Below are 18,672 nucleotides of genomic sequence, written 5' to 3' on the forward strand. Positions count from 1 at the left end.
GCAAACCATTTAACCCGGAGAAAATGGAAAGGCCTCTCGATCTTCCGATAAATAAATGTATACGCTTACAAATATCGTGCTATTTTAAAGCAAATCGTGCATCATTCGCATATGAATTTCTATCCGTAGTTGATACAATTTTCCCCATAGTCTGATTTGCTCGTCAGGTGAGCGTGAGAGGGTGGTGACCGATACAATCATTAAAGCGTAATAATCCGTACCCCATTACATACCCGGTGGCGATTCCCGACTGACCTTCTGCTTTTTTTTCTAATCGAAACGCCGAGAACAGGAGCGTGGATTCGATTGAGGATGAATTGGTATTACCGCATGCTGCTTTCGTATACTCCGATTTTCTTCGTAGTTATTTCTTCCATTATTTTTGTGTTTTTCACCGTGCTCAATAATGCCTCCGAGAACCGATACATGGATACGAATCGAACGATTGTCGAGCAAATGATGCGCAATACCGATGCGAACCTGAAGCTGATCGAACGCAACGTCGTCAGCGGACTGGTGAATAATAACGCGATACAGGACTATTTCTCCGACAGGCCCAAAACCGTCTATGATTACTTCGTCATTCAAAAGAACCTGATCGATTTGAAATCGTTGTTTCCTTTTGTCCATTCCATCTATCTGTACAAGGAGTCCGACAGGCGGGTACTAGCCGACTCGGGAGCCTATCAGCTGGCGTCGTTTGCCGACAAGCCGTTTCTGATGTCTGCCTACGGCAGCCAGGGATTGTCCGGCTGGACGAACCCGAGGGCTTATTCCCTGTCAATGCCGGACCATAATCCCCAGAAGGTCGTTTCTCTCGTCAAGTTATTCCCGAACGCATCGTTGAAGCAAGGAGCGGTGGTCGTCAGCATTTATACCGGCTCCATCGTCGAGTTTCTGAACAGTTTCGTTGAGAAAAGCAGCGGCTCCGTCCGATTGCTGGATTCGGAGCGACAGCCTTTTCAAACAGGAAGCGCAGCGGTCGATCCGCCGCAATTATATGCTCATTCCCCCTATACGGGATGGTATTACTATACCGACAGCGTGCATGCGAAGCAGTTTACTGTGCTGTCCTTTCTCTCGAATGTTTGGGTAATTGTCGTGCTGATCATGATCGTGCTTGCGCTCGGCGGATTTACATTCATTACCCATATGCACTACAAGCCGCTTGAGGCTATCTTCGGGAAGGTCGGCGGTTATACGGCCCGCAAAGGCGAAGAGATTGGCAGGAAGACCCCCCGCAACGAGTTTGCTTTCATCGAGACCGCACTGGATCATTTGCTCAAAAAGTCGCTTGATTACGACAATCTGTATAAAGAAGACACGGCGCTGCGCCAGCAGCAGCTGTTTCAGGAGCTTTTGGCGGGACACCGGACATCAAGCCAGGCCGAGTGGGAGCGGCAAATGGCCGCACTCAGCCTGCCGCATGCATTCGACCGTCTTGGTGTCGTCGCGCTGGAAATCGATCATTATCGTGCATTTACCAAAAAGTATAAGCAGAGCGACCAGCATCTATTGAAATTCATTTTGGAAAGCGCTTTCCGGGAGCTGGCCCAGCAGCGGGATTTGTTCGTATGGCATGCCTGGATGAAGCCTTATCAAATTGTGTTTGCCGTTCATTTGTTTGAATCGGAAACGCCATACGGCGACACGATGCGATTGATATGCGAGGATTTTCGGACATGGATCAACCGCCATCTGGAGCTGACCGTTTCGGCTGGGATCGGCGAAGAATCAAGTTCCGTCCCTATGATCGTTCAATCCTGCCGCAATGCGCAGGAAAATGTCGCCTATAAAGCGGTTTTCGGAACGAATACCGTTATCGATAATCGAATGAGGCAAACTAAGGCTGACGGGGATGCCTATTTCTATTTCCAGGCCGTTCAGGATATGACGCAGTCCTTCCGGAAAGACGAGAAGAGCTGGAAGGAGAAGCTCATTCGAATTTTCGAATCGATGAATGCGACTTTGGTGACCAAACAGGCGATGGCGGAGTTTATGAGCAATGTGACGAGGCAGCTGACGAAAGAGCTAGGCATGTTGTCCCCGGATATTCAGCTCCTGTGGATGGAGTATTATGAGCTTTTATTCGAGGAGCTGGTGGACGATTCCGAAACGCTGGCTGAGCTGCAGGAGCAGCTGACGGCTGCAATGGAAAAGCTCGAAGGCGAGCTCATGCGGCAGCGCATCAACAGAAAGCATCATAGCGTTGCCGTCCAGGTGAAAAATTATATTGATGAGCATTACGCGGACCCGGGCCTGTCGCTCATACAGATTAGCGACAGATTCGGCCTGGAGTCCAGCACGCTCAGTCATTTGTTCAAAGAAGAGCTCGGAGAGAAGTTTATCGACTATGTACTGAAGCTGCGGTTTGGCCATGCCAAACGGCTGCTCGTGGAGTCGGATGAACCCATCTTAAGCATCGCGGAGAAGGTCGGATACAATCATGTCATTTCCTTCCACCGGGCCTTCAAGAAGCTGTACAACCTCCCTCCCGGAGAATACCGCAGCCTGCACCGTTCTGACCGTTAGATTACTGCGTTTTCCGGGGAAATTCCCCGGTTTCCAAGAAAGGTTAAGTCTGTTTAAATCGTAATAATCACGTTGTGCAGGGCTTGTTTGGTGCGGGTTAGTTGCCCAATTATTGTTAATTTCCAAGTGTGGCGGACGGGTGTTAGATTGGTGGTCAAGAATGTTTGCCACAATCAGGAAGGGGAGGGCTCATGCGGCTGCTGCACCGGCAAACAGGCAAGAAGACAGCAGCCGCGCATGGCATGTCCGCTGTTAATAGATGACAGCGGGATTGGCAATCGCTCGAAGCGAACAAACGGCACCGGCAGGGGGAACATGATTTGAAGGAATGGAAGCGATTTCATTTCTGGCCGTGCCGCTGGCAAGGCAAAAAAACAGCTGATTTCGAAAGGGAGGTGGAGCTGCTTCCAAGCGGCATTGCTGCCTTAAACTGCAAGGTCAAGCAAACAGCAGCGGATCAATGGAACCGAAGCTCTGGCTGTTGGCAGGTTCCAATGTAAATGAATAATGCCTATTCAAAAAAACAGGAGGAAGATGCATGAAAACCAAGAAAAAACTGTTAAGTGCCATCCTGGGCGTACTTCTGAGCTTCTCAATGGTGCCCTCCGTCTTCGCTACAAATGCGTATTATCCATCCAACCAGGGTCCGTCCCAAGCCCAGCCTCCCGCGGGACGCGAGTATTTCCCTACGGACATCAATAAGCTGCCCAGCTCCGACGGCCTGCCTGACCTGTTTAAATTCCTTGACCCGACGAAGGGAACGAACGGTTATGCGACCACCAAGGCAGAGTGGGATCAGCGCCGGGCGGAGATCTCCGACGAGCTGCAGTACTACTACTACGGCCATAAGGAACAGACCAGGAAGGAGGATGTCACCTATTCCGGCACCTTCGGCACGAGCAACGCAGCGTTGACGGTTACCGTCAATAATCCGGAAAACGGAAAATCCGGCAGCTACAACGTAACCGGCATTTACATCCCGACCTACAAGGATGGTGTGGCCGATGCCGATCTGAAAAACGGCGAAACGAACATCGCGCCTCCCTATCCCTTTGTTATCGGCGTAGGCGGCGGCGTTTCCGCCAATATGCGCAACGCCTTCCTGCGTCACGGCTATGCCGTGATGAACAACCCCACCGGCACGATCTACAGCGACAACGCCAGCCGCACCGGCCTGTACACCACATTGTATCCATTCAACAAGGATACGTACGAGGGAGATTCCGGCGCGTTGATGGCATGGGCATGGGGCATCTCCCGGACCATTGACGCGCTAGAGAACGGCGCGTATCAAGGCCTTATCGACCCGACCCGCTCGGTCGTCACCGGCGTGTCCCGCAACGGCAAGGGCGCGGCTCTCGCCGGGGCATTCGACGAGCGCATCAGCATTGTTGTGCCCGTGGATCCCGGTCAAGGCGGCATAGCATCCATGCGCTATTCCTCCGAGGGTCGCATCTACAACTACAACGTGCCGAACAGCGCGAACGGGGCTCCCAATGCCTCCTACAGCAACTCCAACATGAACCGCAGCTTCTTCCGCAACGAGAAGCCGACAAACCTGCTGTCTCCAAGCGAAGCCCACTGGCTTGGCGTCAAGGCCGAGGATTTCCGCTTTGACCTTGACAAGCTTCCGTTTGATTCGCATGCTCTTGCGGCGCTGGTCGCTCCGAGGCCGCTTATCACCTTTACCGGGGAAGGCTTTGATTGGCTGGGCTCCCCGTCCAATGTGCTTGCCACTGTCGCCGCCAAAGAGGTCTATGAGCTGCTCGGCGCAGGCGGCAATATCGGCGTATATGTCCATGACGGCGCGCATGCCTTTCAGGACCGCGACCACGCCTATGTGCTGGCTATGATGGACCGCGAGTTCCACGGCGGAAAATACGGCGATCCTCTCAAGGTTGAAGGACCCGATACGCTCGGCGTTAACGTCAACCCGCCGGTTCGCCCGGCGGCAACCTACGGCAGCGTATGGGAAATGTCGAGCTATCCGTTTGAGGTAGACAGCTCGTATATTCAATGGTCACGGCCGGGCAAATATTCACTCTATACCACGAACGAGATGGTAACAGCAGGTTATCCGGCAACGATCAAGGCGTATTCCGACGCTTCGCAGGTGATGTTGAACACGGGTGCTGGCGTCTATACCGCTGATGTTGTTGGCGGCGTCGCCACCTTCACCCTCAGCGCCGACAAGGTTGCGGCGGGCCGCTACACGCTCTCCACCATCGGCAAGGCCAAGGACAGCCAGACGGTCTATCTCCAGAGCTATGACCTGACGGGTATCCTCCGTACCAGCCTCACGGCTGACGACACCGGCGACAATCAACGCTGGATCTTCGGCTTCACGAGCAAGGTCGACAAGAATGCCATCAAGATCTTCGCCAACGACGTGCCGGTTCCGGCCAGCGTGAACGAAGCACAGGAGCCCGGCTGGATTCTTCCTTACGGCGCTTCTATCCTGACTGGCTATTCCAGCGCCGATGCGGACAACACCAACAAGCACTCATTCTTCCAGGAAGATGTTCCCGGCTTCCCGGCCGTTTATACAGCAGGAGTGAACAGGGTTGTCCGTCTTGAGGATGTCAAACTCGAATCATTGCCCGATTATAATTTCCAGTTCTCTTATGATTTGAACATGGCCAAGGCTGTCCTGCCGCCGTCCTGGCCGTCCACCAATATCAAGATCGGGCCGAGTCCCAACTGGCCGCAGTTCCCGAACAAGAACACCGATACGGGCGAAAGGCCGGAATCGCTTCCGTGGCCGACCACCAAGCTGGGAGACGTTACCTTCAATCCCAAGAACACGATGATCACGGCGGCCGATACCAGCGTATCCGTAGGCTTTGCGAATCCGATGGATCCGCAGAACTTCGGCTTCGGCACAAGTTTCGCCGAGGATTACACCGTCCAGTGGAGTGAGAACAACACCATCGTCACCATCGGCTTTGACAAGCCTCTCTCTGCAGGCAGCGAACTCACGCTTGTCCGGCTGAAGGATGCGGCGGGCAACGTTAATGTCAAGCCTTACGTCTTTGATCTCGCGCCGAAGGCCGTTACCGGCATCACCGTCACGCCGCCGAACAAGGTGGAGTACAAGGTTGGCGAGCGCATTGATCTGACGGGGCTTGTTGTTACCGCAGCCTTTGAGGATGGCACATCCAAGGCAGTCAGCAGCTATGAAACCGACGTGAAGGACGGTACGCTGGTGCAAAAAGCCGGCACCACAGAGGCGACAGTCAGCTTCTCCGGCTTCACCGCCAAATTCAATATTACGGCCACATTGCCCGAGAGCATCATCTACACGGTCAATGTGCCGGAAAGCGTCATCGTCAACAGCAAAGATAAGGAAACACCTGTCAAATTTACGCTAGACGCAGGAAATTACACCGGCTTGCAGGGCTTCAACGCCAGGGTGAAATACGACGCGGATCTCACATACGTAAGCGCAGTCGGCAAATCCGGCGTATCGGTTGTAGACGCCAAGAACGACGCAGGCAAGAAGGAGCTTCAGCTTGCCGTTGCCAAGCTGGGCGCTCCTATCTCCTCCGGAGAGAATCTTTTGAACCTGCTTGATCTGAACTTTACCGTTCCCGCGGGTTATGTCGGCGACGTGAGCGTGGAGATCATCATTGAGTTTGCAAGCAATGGCAAAAACGAATTAGCTGTCACTCCGCTGAATAACACGGCGACGGTGACGGTGGGCTCCTATATGGTGCTTACCTACGATATTAACAACGACAAAGTCGTTGACTGGAACGACTTCTATGCCGTTGCCGGCTACTATGGAGCCTCCAGCCTCGACAGCAACTGGCGGGAGAACGCCTATCGCGCCGATTATACGGGCGATGGCAAGGTGGGCATAGACGACCTGCTGGTCTTCATCCAGGTTCTTAATGACAACAGCATAGGATTTTAACAGCAGCCAAATCGTTCATTCAGGAAAGATTGTGACCGGCGCCGGGAGTACGTTATCCCGGTGCCGACACGCTTAGGAGGAAAATATCATGAGAGTTTTGAGAAAATCGCGTCACGCAGTATGTATTGCGCTCTCATTTGTTCTATTGGTTTGTATGGCCGGCCTGCCGGTGAATGCCGCTCCATCGAATGCCGAAGCCGCACCGATCAATGTGGAAACAGCACCGATCAATGTGGAAACAGCACTGACCGAATTCACGGTGACGATTTCCCTCACGGAAAAAGAAAAATATGCCGGCGTGGAGATGTCGGTAGAACTGTCGGATGGCATAAAGTATGTAAGCCATGAGATGGAGCCGAGTTTTACAAGCCTTTATCAGTATAACGGCACACGGCACCTTATCGGCGGGATGACGACAGAAGGAAAGAATGTTTTCTCCGGCAAGCTTGAGGTAGGTGTGCTGAAATTAAATTATCAGGGTAACGCGAACGAAACCATCTCTATTTCTCCCGCGGTAAGCCGGTATGACGGCGACGGCAAACCGGTTTCCACTCCAAAGAAAGAGCAGACCATTCAGATTTCCCGTCCTGGCAGCGAGGCCAATCCCGGCGGAGAAAACTCCGGTACAGGCGGCAGCAGTGGCGGCGGCAAAACCATTATCCTGGATGAGCAAAACGCAAATATTGAGATCGTGCTTGACGATGCTGTCCCTCTCGCCGGTTTGCCCAGCTTCACCGATATAAGCGGACACTGGGCGGAAAGCTACATTCTTTCTCTCGCCGCACAGCAGGTTGTGTCCGGCGTTAGAAACGGCAAGTTCAGTCCGAACGGCAAGCTCACCCGCGCCGAATTTGTGCAGATGTTCTATAACGCGTTTGGCAGCGGAGCGCAGCCCGCCGGCCCGCTGACCTTCGGGGACACTGTACCCGGCGGATGGTATACAAACGCCATAGCCTGGGCCACGGACAACGGGATTGTGACCGGCTACACCGAAAAAGCGTTTGGCCCGAACGATCCGATCAGGCGTCAGGACATCACGGTCATTATGTCACGCCTTGCTTCCACTTTCGACATGGATCTCAAGGCAGGACAGAAGCAAGCTGCGTTTGCGGATGATCAATTGATAGGCGGCTATGCAAAAGCTGCCGTGTATCAAATGCAGTCGGCCTCCATCATCGCAGGCAAGGGGAACAACATTTTTGATCCTCTCGGCAACACAACACGCGCCGAAGCCGCCAAAATTCTTTACATTATTCTTGAAAAAGCCGGCAAGATCGACCCGGCTTACACGATTCCCTCCTGATGGAGCGCTAACGCCGCTGAGAATATCTTCATACTAGGCGGCGTTTTGCCTGTGGATCCAGGGAAATTCTCCGTTTTCAAGAAAGGTTAAGTTCATTAAAAAGTGTTAACTGCCCCGGTACCTAGCAGATTTTGGTCAGGTTAACCTCCCGATTATTGTTAATTTCCAAGCGTGGCGGACGGGTGTTAGACTGGTGCTCAAGAACGGTTTGTCACATTTAGGAAGAGGAGGCTTACCATGGCTACTGCAACGACCAGCCGGCAAGAAAAGACGGCAGTCCGCGTACGGCGTATCCGTTTCAAGACGCTGAAGCGGGATTGGCAATTATATGCGCTGTTGATATTGCCCTTGGTTTATTTTGTCTTGTTCAAGTATGTTCCCATGTTTGGCATCATTATTGCGTTCAAGGACTACAACATGTTTAAAGGAGTTCTGGCAAGCCCCTGGATCGGTTTTGAGACATTCCGGGAAGTGTTCGCCATGGATGCTTTCTACAATGCGCTGCGCAACACCTTTGTACTGAATTTTCTGGATTTGGTGATCAGCTTCCCCATCCCGATTATTCTGGCGATTCTGCTTAACGAGCTCCGTGTGAAGTGGTTCAAGAAGGGAGCCCAGACGATCCTGTATTTGCCCCATTTCATTTCCTGGGTCATTATTGGCGGGATGGCCCTCCAATTGCTCGCAACGAACACCGGTATCGTGAACATTATTTTAAAATCATTCGGATTGGAAGCGATTCCATTCCTGACCGAGCCGCTGTATTGGGTTCTCTCTTACCTGGGCATCGGCATATGGCAAAGCGCAGGGTGGGGAACCATCATCTATCTGGCCGCTCTGACCGGCATCAACAGAGACCTGTATGAAGCAGCAGATGTGGACGGAGCGAACCGGATGCGGAAAATCTGGCATATTACCATGCCTGGCATCAAGCCGACGATTATCATTCTATTAATCATTAATATCGGACATATGGCCAGCATTGGCTTTGACCGTCCTTTCGTCCTGAGCAATCCCCTTGTAACGGATGTATCTGAAGTCATCAGCACCTATGTGTACAAGATCGGGATCCAGTCGGCGCGTTATACGATCGCTACCGCTATCGGCCTGTTCCAGGCTGTTGTCGGGCTCATCTTTCTGCTGTCTGCCGATTTTATTTCCCGCAAAGTCAATGATCAAGGCATTTGGTAGGGGGGAGGAGAATTATGACCAGAAAAGGAAACGAAAGAGTCGTCGATGCGATCATTATATGCTTTATCACCGTAGCGGGAGTATTATGCCTCGTGCCTATGCTCCATATCTTCGCCCTGTCGCTCAGCTCCAACAGCCCGATCATGGCCGGCAAGGTCACCATTATTCCCATGGACATCGATTTGACGGCTTACAAGACCGTATTCGGCAATCCGGAAATGATTCGCTCCCTGGTGTTTACCATCGGGCTTGTCACGCTGTTTACCGTTTTCTCTATGATTATGACGGTTATGGCTGCTTACCCGCTAACCAAAGAGAGGCTGAAGGGGAGAACCCTGTTTCTGCTCATCATCGTGCTGACCATGTTCTTCAGCGGCGGCATCATTCCGGAATATTTGCTGATCAAAAACCTGCATCTGCTCGATACGGTCTGGGCGCTCATTCTGCCGGGAGCGATTAATGCCTTCTATCTGCTCATTATCAAGACGTTCTTCTCTTCTATTCCACTGGAGCTGGAAGAATCTGCGCGTATGGACGGAGCAGGCCATTTCAAGATTCTGATCCGACTGGTGCTGCCCTTGTCTCTCCCGGTGCTGGCTACGCTCAGCCTGTTCTACGCCGTAGGACGCTGGAACGGGTTTATGGACGCGCTTCTGTATATCACCAAATCGGAGCTGTACCCGCTTCAATTGAGGCTGTACGAGATGGTTATCAACAGTCAGGTCATTGATATGGCTACCGCAGAGGGGATGAATGCCGCTGCTCCGGTGCCGGAGAGCCTCAAGGCAGCGTCCATTATGTTCGCAACCCTGCCCATTCTTCTTATCTATCCATGGCTGCAGCGGTATTTTATCTCAGGCATGATGATCGGGGCAGTCAAAGGCTGATAGTCGCTCTTCGTCAGATCATACGGCCCTTAAGCCGTCCTCGCGAAGGTTGCTATAGATAGAAAAAAACCAAAATATGAAGGGAGCCAAAGTCTGATGAAAATCGCAATCCGAAAAACAGGCATGATTATGTTCACCTTGCTATTGTTTGCATCCGTATTGGCAGGCTGCAGCAGCGGCAACAATTCGGACAACGGCACAGCGCCAGCAAACACGCCGGCGAACACGCCGACTGAAGCGCCAGCGGACAATCAGGGGGATGAGAACAAGCCGGCAGCAGAAGAGCCTAAAGGAGATCCAATCACACTGCGGGTAGAGCTGTTTGACCGCAACAACACGCCGGCTGGAGCGCCGCCTATCACGGACAACTTTATGACCCAGTTTATTCAAAAGAATTTCGGCGATCCGAACAACATCAAGGTGGAGTTCGTCACCGTCCCGCGCTCGCAGGAGGTGGATAAGCTGAACGTGCTGATGGCCGCCAACCAGGCTCCGGATATCGCCTACACGTATGACCAGCCAACCGTTCAGAAATATGTCAAAGACGGCGGGTTGACCGATCTTGGCCCCTTGATCGAGCAGTTTGGCCCGAACCTGAAGAAGACGATGGGCGATGAGCTCCTCAGTTACGGGATATTTGACGGCAAGCAGTACACGGTTCCGGCAAAACGCGTGCTGACCGCGCAAATGACGACGTTTATCCGCGAGGATTGGCTGAAGGAGCTCAATTTGCCGCTGCCAGAAACGACAGAACAATTTTACGAAACATTGAAAGCGTTCAAGGAGAAGAAACCGGGAAAATCCGGCGACAACGTCATTCCATACGGCTATATCGACTATTTCCATATGCACGCCCTGCAGTATTCGTTCTGGGAGTGGGATAAAATCTCGCAGGAAGACCTGTATGCGAATGCGGAATGGCTGATGCCGGGAAATAAGGAAGCCTACCGTTTCCTGAACAAGCTGTATAATGAAGGACTGATCGATCCCGACTTCCCGCTGCAAATGAACAAGGATACGCAGCAGTTCCAGAAGGACCTGATCAATGGCCGGGTCGGCGCCGCTACACCGAATACCAACGAGCCCGTATACATGGGGTATTACACGGAATTGAAGAAGGCGGATCCGAACGCAAGCTTGGCGCTGATTGACCCGTTCACGGACGCAAACGGCAAGCATCCCAAGCCGGTGTATTCCCCGAACGGCATGTATATTTTGGTTCCGAAGGCCAGCAAAAACGCCGAGGCCGCAGTCAAATACCTGGACTGGATGTCCCAGCCGGAAAATATTATTACGCTGCAGAACGGTACGGAAGGCGAAACCTACAAGATGGAGAACGGTCTTCCCTATACGCTTGACAATGATTTGGTCAATCAAACACTGTATAACTATTTCGATTACTGCATTATTCTGAACGGCAAATATGTAAGCAACACGGACGAAAAGCTGAATATCGAAGCGAACGCATCCGATCCGGCATTTAAGGATTTTACGGTAGAGAGTATCGAGAAAGGCATGTCCGACGGGATCGTCAAGCCTCGTGTCTTAACGCCAATTGAGTCGGAGATCAAATATGCGACCACCCTGGATGCCAAAAACGACGAGATTATGGTCAAAGTCGTAACGGCGAAAACAGCAGACTTTGACAAGGTCTACGACAAGGAAGTTCAGGATTATATGAAAATCGGCGGACAGGAAGTCATGGACGAGAAACGCAAAGCGTTCAAGTCGGAAAATCCTTAAGTTCACGTATTGGAAGCTGGGAACCGTCCGGCAGACTGCCAAGCAGGTATTGAGTGCGGGATTCAATAAAGCTGCAGGGAAGCAGCTGCTGTGCGAAGAACAGAGTAGTGGATTCTGAAGGATAAGGGAAACTGCTGTTTATGGCGGTTTCTCTTTTTTTTTGAAATATCGGAAAGTATAACTTCTGCTGCTCCGGCAGCAATAGTTTTTGGAATTTTGATATGAATAGGAGAAAGGTTATTAGACAGGAATATCGCTGGTTTCATTACAGGCTAGCCGTAGGATAATGGATAATATTCAAATAGATAAGAAGATGATAAGTTGTTTGAAAGCGCTTGTATGACTTGTATACATGGTACAAGCAGCTAATTGAATACAGGACAGGGGGTTACATTCTCGCAGCCTATATCAAGCACAAACCGGGACTTGAATACCGCAGCGTCCCGCATTTTTCACAGGCCAACTAACATGCAAAGTGCTATTAATTCTAACAAAGGAGATGTTTGTAATGAAAAAGCCAAAACGCATCATCGGCCTTATCCTGGCCGCTCTGATGCTCATGCCCGTTCCCCTGAACACGGCGCAGGCAGGCTCGGCTGACAGCAATCTGGAGAAAGCCGCGTATTCCGTCAGAGGATATGCCTCGGCTCAGTTGGCTGCCGCTGACTTTACCGTTTCATTCCACACAAACGGTGGCAATGCCGTACCGGAGCAAAGTGTTGCAGCCGGGGAACCGGCAAAAAAACCTGCTGACCCTGTAAGAGAGGGGAAAGAATTTGCAGGCTGGTTCTCTAATGAAGATTTAACATCCGCCTATTATTTCAATGCACCTGTAATTGAAAGCCGGACCCTGTATGCAAAGTGGTTGTCTGCAACAGAATTCAAAAGCGCAGCGGAATTGGACAAGGTCTATGAGCTTCCGAACCCCTTCCGGTTTTATGACGGGACGATGGTGACCGATCCTTCACAGTGGCCGGAAAGACGGGCTGAGCTCGATGAGATGTATCAGACCTACTTTATGGGCAATATTCCTGATGCGCCGGAGGAATTAAGCGCCACGAGAAGCGGAAACAAGCTTACCATTACAATGAAGGCTGGAGAAGTTACGCAGACAGTGGATGTTACCATTACGCTGCCTACGGCTGAACAAGCCGCTGCCGCAGGCGTTACCGCTCCTTATCCGCTCGTCATTGGCGATAGCGGCACTGCTTATACCAATGCCGGTTACGCTACAGCCTCCATACCGGCGTTTGCCAGCCAGAACGCGGCAAGAACAGGTATTCTGAATAATCTGTTCCCGTACGATGCCAAAACCAATGATTTTACCTACATTTCGGCCCAAAGCTGGGGTGTCCGCCGTTTTATGGACGCTCTGGAAGTTGTGGCTGCTGACGGCAAGGTGCTTTTCCCAGAGATTAATTCCAAGCAGGTTATGACGATGGGACTCTCAATAGGGGGCAAGCTCTCGTTGGCTATGGCGGCATTTGAGCCCCGTATTGCAATCGGCGGCTCCGATCAATCCGGTCAATTCGGCGCAGCAAGTATACGTCTTGGCTATGACGGCAGAGTCTATCCATGGAGAATGGGCCAGTCCAACGAATCCATGCCGGCTGCAAGCCAGAGCAGCGGCTCATGGACGTCGCTGAATCTCCAAGAAATGGCCATTGTCGGTTCGACGAACGGCTATACGGATGGCAAAGGATTCGGAGGGGCCGGCACAGCCAAACAGTATCCTTGGGGACTGTCCGTTCCAAAGGACGGGATTACCTTCGAAGGAACAACCACTCCCGGTTATGATGACCTGTTCAAAGTGCCTGTAGACGCAAACTCGCTGGTTGCTCTGATGGCGCCGCGTCCTGTCATCGTAATGGGCGGTACGGAACACGGCTGGACGATTGCCGAAAGCCAGGCACAATCTGTCTTCGCCGCCAGAAAGGTATATGAATTTCTTGGCGCTGACCCGCGCCGCGCTCAGGTTACCCTTACCGTCCAGGGCCATACCATTACTTCGTATAACCGCAACGCCTTGCTGATGATGGGTCAGAAATATTTCCGCGGTATCGATAATCCGATCCTTGACCAGGACATCCGCTGGACTGAAGCGTCGTCCCTGGGGATTACATCTGCGACAAACACCGCATATGCGGATGCAAACGCATACACCACTCCGTATACGCCTTCTTATGATGCCATTCCCTGGGGGATTCCAGGCCACTATAATATCGATCTTGATGCCAGCAGATTCCTGCAGGGCTACGGCGCTTCGTTTACGGCGAGCACAACGGCGGATACCATTTCCATTTATGAACCATTTGGAGCTTTAATCCGTACCGTTGCGGTTGCAGACGGAAAAGCGAAAATTACGCTTTCGCCCGGGGAAACGAAGGAATACGGTTCATACAAGCTCGTAGCCAAAGGCGCAGGCTTGAAGGACGGTGTTCAATACATCGAAGTGGCTACGAACAAAATAACATTCTTTGGCAGCAATAACATGTTCAAATATGCCAAGGTTATTTTCGATCCTTTGATCACCACGGTCAAAAACAACAATGATGTTGCCGCTGACAACGGCAGCAGCGTCAGATTCATTTTCGGCGCAAGAATAGACCCGACGAATGTCAAAGTGAAGGTAAACGGAAATGAGAAATTCAACGGCGAAGTGATCGACCGTTCTGGTTATACACAGGAAGGCCAGGAGCCGTATTGGTATTTCCCTGCGCCAGGCTACTATTCGAACAATGCTGTCGCCGTTAACGATGTTTCATTGGCCAATTATCAAACGGCAGAATTCACCGGTGTGAGATTCCTTGATTTCTTCCCTGATCTCACGTTCAGCTTTAATTTCTTCAAAAAAGCAGGAGAGCCGACAAGCAGCTATGATCAGCTTCCATCCTGGACAGTCGATAACTATCAAGCGATCGGCGTTTCCGGTGACAGAATCCTGCTTTCATGGCCTAAAGCCAATAATGCACAAAGCTATTCCGTGTTTGTTGACGGCAAGCTCGTTGGAAGCACTGAGGATAATGTATATCAGCTCAACGAATTGGCTTCCGGAACAAGCTATAATGTCAAGGTAGCTGCCGTTAACCAAACTGGCTCCGCTGCAGAGAATCTTGCTGCTGACATTCGTACACTGGAAGGCCCTGTGCCTGAGGGAGTTGTTTTGAACGGGACCGATGCCGTCAAAGCAGGCCAATCCTTCGACCTGACTTACGGCTTGAATGGGGTCGAAGCCGAGATTCTGGCTCAGGATATCACCATAGAATACGATGCGGACTTAATCGGGCTTGTATCTCCTCCGGTCTCGACGGACGATAAGAAATTCGTTGTCGTCGATTACGAGGATGAGCCAGGAAAGCTTCGTATCCTTGGCATTCATCTTGGTGAGCTTCAGGCTGACCCGAACGGCGGACAGATTACATTATCCTTCAAAGCGAAATCGGATGCCACGGCCGGTATCGCCAATATCAAGGTTGCGAATGTGATCGCGGCCAACAAAGAAGGCGTTGAATCGACACTTGAGGGAACCACTCATAATGTACAAATCGACGTTATCAATAAAACGGCTCTGAACGAGCTTATTGACGAGGCGCAAGGGGCACACGATCATGCGGTGGAGGGCAAGCTTCCAGGACAGTATCCTGCAGGCTCGAAAGCGCTTCTGCAAGCGGCAATTGATCTGGCCCAGGGCGTGGCAGCCAATGAGGATGCTTCACAAACGGAGGTGGAGCAGGCTGCGTCCGCATTGAACGAGGCTCTGCAGACATTCAAAGCATCGGTTATTGAGAAAATTCCAGGCGACAGCAACAACGATAACAAAATAAGTATTGGCGACCTGGCGATCATGGCGGCTGCTTACGGCAAAACGTCGGCGGATGCAGACTGGGATTCGGTGAAGAACTATGATAGGAATGCGGATGGAGCGATCGATATTCTGGATTTGGTTACGTTGGCAAGAGAAATTCTTAACTGGTGATGATAGAGCAGATTTTAACTCATCAGGGGGATAACAGCATTTATGAATGCGAAGGGTTTAAGGAGCAGATGAAATGGCCGGGATGACTACAGTTTAAGCAATAAGGATCTCGGAAATGTTATTGGAGCGATCAGGGCTTGCTGCCCGTCGGCTCCACCAAGAAAACCCAGACTATATGCGTCTGGGTTTTCTTGCATTTTTTTTAGACGACAGGTTAAATCAAATAGAGCAGACTCATATATGATGAGCAGCAGTCGGCAGGAATTAGGCCATATTCACGCTAAAATCCAAGACTTTTGGTTGACAAATGATTGATTTTACTGGAAGGTCAGATTAATGATATCCTATTTTCCAAAACAACGCGGAGGATTCTATGAATAGCTTCAACCATATCAATTACCCCGTGCAGGCGGCCATCGACTTCGTTCAGGGGGAATTATTGCGAGCAGGAGGGGACCGGGATGAGAGTGACGGCAGTGCGTGTCCATACGGAAGAAAGCCGCGGGCGATATGCTGAAGTGCTGGGGCACATATCGTCCGGAAAGCTGGACAGGCTGCAGCGTTTTCGTCATAACAAAGATTTTAATTTAGGACTGATGGCGGAGCTGCTCATACGTACCATGATTGGCGAGGAGCTCGGGCTAGCCAATTCGGCATTGCGGATCGTGCCTGACAACAACGGGAAACCGCAGCTCGAAGGGATTGCAGACTTTCATTTCAACGTTGCGCATTCAGGCGAGTGGGTGGCCTGCATCACGGACCGGCAGCCTGTCGGCATTGATGTAGAGCAGATCAAAGAGGTTGAGCCCGGCATTGCAAGGCGATTTTTCACGGAGCAGGAAGCGGCGGATCTCGATAGATTGACAGGCGTCGAGCGTACGAGGGCCTTCTACCGGCTGTGGACGCTGAAGGAAAGTTATATGAAGGCCGATGGGCGGGGGATGCGGCTTGGACTTGATACGTTCAGCTTCTCTATTGACGATAGCGTCGGGAGCCCCGGAATTAAGTTGAACACAGAGCTTCTGCTGCAGCATTGCAGTTTTCGGCTGTACGATTGCTGCCCAGGATATGAGCTTGCGGTATGCGCCATGCATGATTCGTTCCCTGATGAAGCGTCGGTGTGGGACGAGGAAGAGCTTCTCCGGCGATTCGAATCCATCCGTTCTCCTTATAATTTCCTGCAGGCAGGGAAAAGGCGGGGTCACCCTTAAGCTTGTCTTCTCAGTCGAATGAATCGGAAGAGCCGATTTGGACGACTTTTTTTGCAATGCTTTTAAAATAGCCTATAATTTGTTACACTTGTAATGATAATGATTATCAATATCATATAGATAAATGGAAATTGACTTGCTCTCTGCGGAGCCTTGTGGCACAGGGCGGAAGCTTAGCGTATTGAGAATAGGGATGGTGGAGAAGGATGAATCATATTGAGTCTGTAAGGAAGAAAGAACCGGTTCTGGTGTTCGATGGGCTGCTGTTCCGCTTGCGGGATATCGAGCTGATACGGGCAGACAGCGACTGGCGGACGGAGCAGCAGTTTGCCGCTTCACATGTTCTCATGACCGTGAGCAGCGGTCAAGGCTCCTTGACGATGGACAGCTTGGACTGCCGGCTGAGACCGGATGCCGCAATTGTATGTCCTCCCGGCCAAACCTACGGAATCTCAGCCGAAAAAAACGATGGTATGAAGCTCTTTCTCCTCCGTTTCGACGCACTCCGGGAAACGGAGCACAATGAGGAGGGGGTGCGTTATGTGAAGGAAGCTTGTTTGCAGTCGTTGACAGGCGAGCTGCCGGTATATCCGGCCGGACAAATGGCGGCATTATGCGAATCGATATACAGCCAGTGGCACAGCCAGGATGGGCTGGAGCGTTATCACAGCCAGCTCGCTTTTCAGGAAATGCTCTATTTTCTATTGAAGAACTCGTTTCGCCAGCCGGAGGATTCGCGTACATCGCTGGAACTGGCAAAGGCGCATATGGAGCAGTGTTACAATGAAAATTTGACGATAGAACAACTGGCGCGCATCGCGGATATCAGTCCGAAATATTTTGTCGACTTGTTCAAGAAAACATACGGTACAAGCGCGATCGATTATTTGACAGAGCTGCGCATAAACCGGGCCAAGCAATTCATGGCGCAGTCCGGTGCCAAGCTGCGGGACATCGCCCATCAGGTCGGCTACAACGACGAATTTTATTTCAGCCGCAAATTCAAGAAGGAGGTCGGCGTGACCCCTACGGTCTATCTGAAAAGCCGCCGCCGCAAAATCGCCGCCTACGGTTCCGCCATAACCGGCCAGCTGCTCGCGCTCAAAATCATTCCGTATGCTGCGCCGCTTCATCCGAAATGGACGGCTTACTATTACAAGAAGTACCGGAGCGATATTCCCGTCCATCTTAGCGCGTACCGCAAAAATCAGCATTGGGAGTCAAATATCGAAACGCTGCAGCTTGCGCATCCCGATCTGGTTATCAGCATGGATGAATTGAAAGAGGGAGAGAAGGAGCGGCTCGACCAGATATCGTCTGTGTTCTATGTGCCGGAGACGGTAATGGGCTGGCGTGAGCACTTGCGGCTGACGGGCGAGTTTTTGGGAGAATCGGCAGAAGCCGAGCTTTGGCTCCGAAGCTATGACCGGAAGGTGAAGTCCGCCAGGGAGCAGCTGCAGCACGCGGTGAAGGAAGACCAATTCCTCATTGTGCGCATATCCAAGCAGCGGCTGTACATCCACTGCAACCGGAGCATGAAGGAGGTTTTTTACGAGGATTTGCAGCTGGCGCCCGCTTATCTTTGCGACTCTGTCTATGACCAGCCGATTACACTGGAGCAGCTGGCCGGGATCGATGCCGACCGTTTGCTGCTGATGGTATTCCAGGAGAACGAGACGCTTGCGTATTGGCAAGCGCTGCAGCATTCGATCATGTGGCAGGAATTGAAGGCAGTCCGGAACAACCGGGTCTATCCGATTCCTTCGCATCCATGGCGTGAATACTCCGCGGTTGCGCATGAGAGAATCGTAGATGAGTCGCTGATGCTTCTATCAGGAAATCGTCCAAAATGAAATCTGGATATCGTCCATGGTCGGATAGGAAGCCCTGCCTTATAATCAATAATGATAATC

General features: G+C 51.6%; 10 protein-coding genes. All 10 read left to right on the forward strand.

Going from position 1 to position 18,672, the window contains the following annotated elements; all coding sequences use genetic code 11:
- Positions 1-312 precede the first annotated feature (312 nt).
- The 10 genes from ACFOLF_RS26545 (at position 313) to ACFOLF_RS26590 (ending at position 18,612) form a co-directional block, all read left to right on the forward strand.
- Entirely contained in the window at positions 313-2,532 is a 2,220-nt protein-coding gene (locus ACFOLF_RS26545) for a helix-turn-helix domain-containing protein (protein ID WP_379112995.1), read from the forward strand.
- A 320-nt stretch (positions 2,533-2,852) separates the two neighbouring features.
- Positions 2,853-3,032: a hypothetical protein gene (locus tag ACFOLF_RS26550; RefSeq protein ID WP_210044553.1), complete on the forward strand. Its 180-nt coding sequence runs from the start codon at positions 2,853-2,855 to the stop codon at positions 3,030-3,032.
- A gap of 38 nt (positions 3,033-3,070) precedes the next feature.
- A complete protein-coding gene (locus ACFOLF_RS26555; protein ID WP_210044555.1) occupies positions 3,071-6,448 on the forward strand; it encodes a glucuronyl esterase domain-containing protein in 3,378 nt (1,125 codons plus the stop codon).
- A gap of 88 nt (positions 6,449-6,536) precedes the next feature.
- Positions 6,537-7,751 carry an S-layer homology domain-containing protein gene (locus tag ACFOLF_RS26560; protein ID WP_210044557.1) on the forward strand — a complete coding sequence of 405 codons (1,215 nt, stop codon included), beginning with the start codon at positions 6,537-6,539 and terminating at the stop codon, positions 7,749-7,751.
- A 237-nt stretch (positions 7,752-7,988) separates the two neighbouring features.
- Complete coding sequence (locus tag ACFOLF_RS26565) at positions 7,989-8,942, forward strand: ABC transporter permease (protein WP_210044559.1); 954 nt, start codon at positions 7,989-7,991, stop codon at positions 8,940-8,942.
- A 14-nt stretch (positions 8,943-8,956) separates the two neighbouring features.
- Positions 8,957-9,829, forward strand: coding sequence for a carbohydrate ABC transporter permease (locus ACFOLF_RS26570; protein ID WP_210044568.1), 873 nt, complete (start codon positions 8,957-8,959; stop codon positions 9,827-9,829).
- Between the two features lie 96 nt (positions 9,830-9,925).
- Positions 9,926-11,572: an extracellular solute-binding protein gene (locus ACFOLF_RS26575; RefSeq protein WP_379112938.1), complete on the forward strand. Its 1,647-nt coding sequence runs from the start codon at positions 9,926-9,928 to the stop codon at positions 11,570-11,572.
- A gap of 508 nt (positions 11,573-12,080) precedes the next feature.
- Positions 12,081-15,548: a glucuronyl esterase domain-containing protein gene (locus ACFOLF_RS26580; RefSeq protein WP_210044581.1), complete on the forward strand. Its 3,468-nt coding sequence runs from the start codon at positions 12,081-12,083 to the stop codon at positions 15,546-15,548.
- Between the two features lie 461 nt (positions 15,549-16,009).
- On the forward strand, positions 16,010-16,759 hold the full coding sequence (locus ACFOLF_RS26585) for a 4'-phosphopantetheinyl transferase family protein (RefSeq protein WP_210044590.1): 750 nt from the start codon (positions 16,010-16,012) through the stop codon (positions 16,757-16,759).
- Positions 16,760-16,965: 206 nt separating this feature from the next.
- Positions 16,966-18,612 (forward strand): ABC transporter substrate-binding protein, encoded by a 1,647-nt coding sequence (locus tag ACFOLF_RS26590; RefSeq protein WP_210044591.1) that lies wholly within the window; start codon positions 16,966-16,968, stop codon positions 18,610-18,612.
- Positions 18,613-18,672: the final 60 nt, after the last annotated feature.

The sequence above is a fragment of the Paenibacillus sepulcri genome (assembly GCF_042647105.1).
Taxonomy (GTDB): Bacteria; Bacillota; Bacilli; order Paenibacillales; family Paenibacillaceae; genus Paenibacillus_Z; species Paenibacillus_Z sepulcri.

What these genes read in the sequence shown, in the direction of transcription:
- ACFOLF_RS26545 (WP_379112995.1), top strand. Translation starts at nt 313, where the DNA reads ATGAATTGGTATTACCGCATGCTGCTTTCGTATACTCCGATTTTCTTC.
- ACFOLF_RS26555 (WP_210044555.1), top strand. Translation starts at nt 3,071, where the DNA reads ATGAAAACCAAGAAAAAACTGTTAAGTGCCATCCTGGGCGTACTTCTG.
- ACFOLF_RS26560 (WP_210044557.1), top strand. Translation starts at nt 6,537, where the DNA reads ATGAGAGTTTTGAGAAAATCGCGTCACGCAGTATGTATTGCGCTCTCA.
- ACFOLF_RS26565 (WP_210044559.1), top strand. Translation starts at nt 7,989, where the DNA reads ATGGCTACTGCAACGACCAGCCGGCAAGAAAAGACGGCAGTCCGCGTA.
- ACFOLF_RS26570 (WP_210044568.1), top strand. Translation starts at nt 8,957, where the DNA reads ATGACCAGAAAAGGAAACGAAAGAGTCGTCGATGCGATCATTATATGC.
- ACFOLF_RS26575 (WP_379112938.1), top strand. Translation starts at nt 9,926, where the DNA reads ATGAAAATCGCAATCCGAAAAACAGGCATGATTATGTTCACCTTGCTA.
- ACFOLF_RS26580 (WP_210044581.1), top strand. Translation starts at nt 12,081, where the DNA reads ATGAAAAAGCCAAAACGCATCATCGGCCTTATCCTGGCCGCTCTGATG.
- ACFOLF_RS26585 (WP_210044590.1), top strand. Translation starts at nt 16,010, where the DNA reads ATGAGAGTGACGGCAGTGCGTGTCCATACGGAAGAAAGCCGCGGGCGA.
- ACFOLF_RS26590 (WP_210044591.1), top strand. Translation starts at nt 16,966, where the DNA reads ATGAATCATATTGAGTCTGTAAGGAAGAAAGAACCGGTTCTGGTGTTC.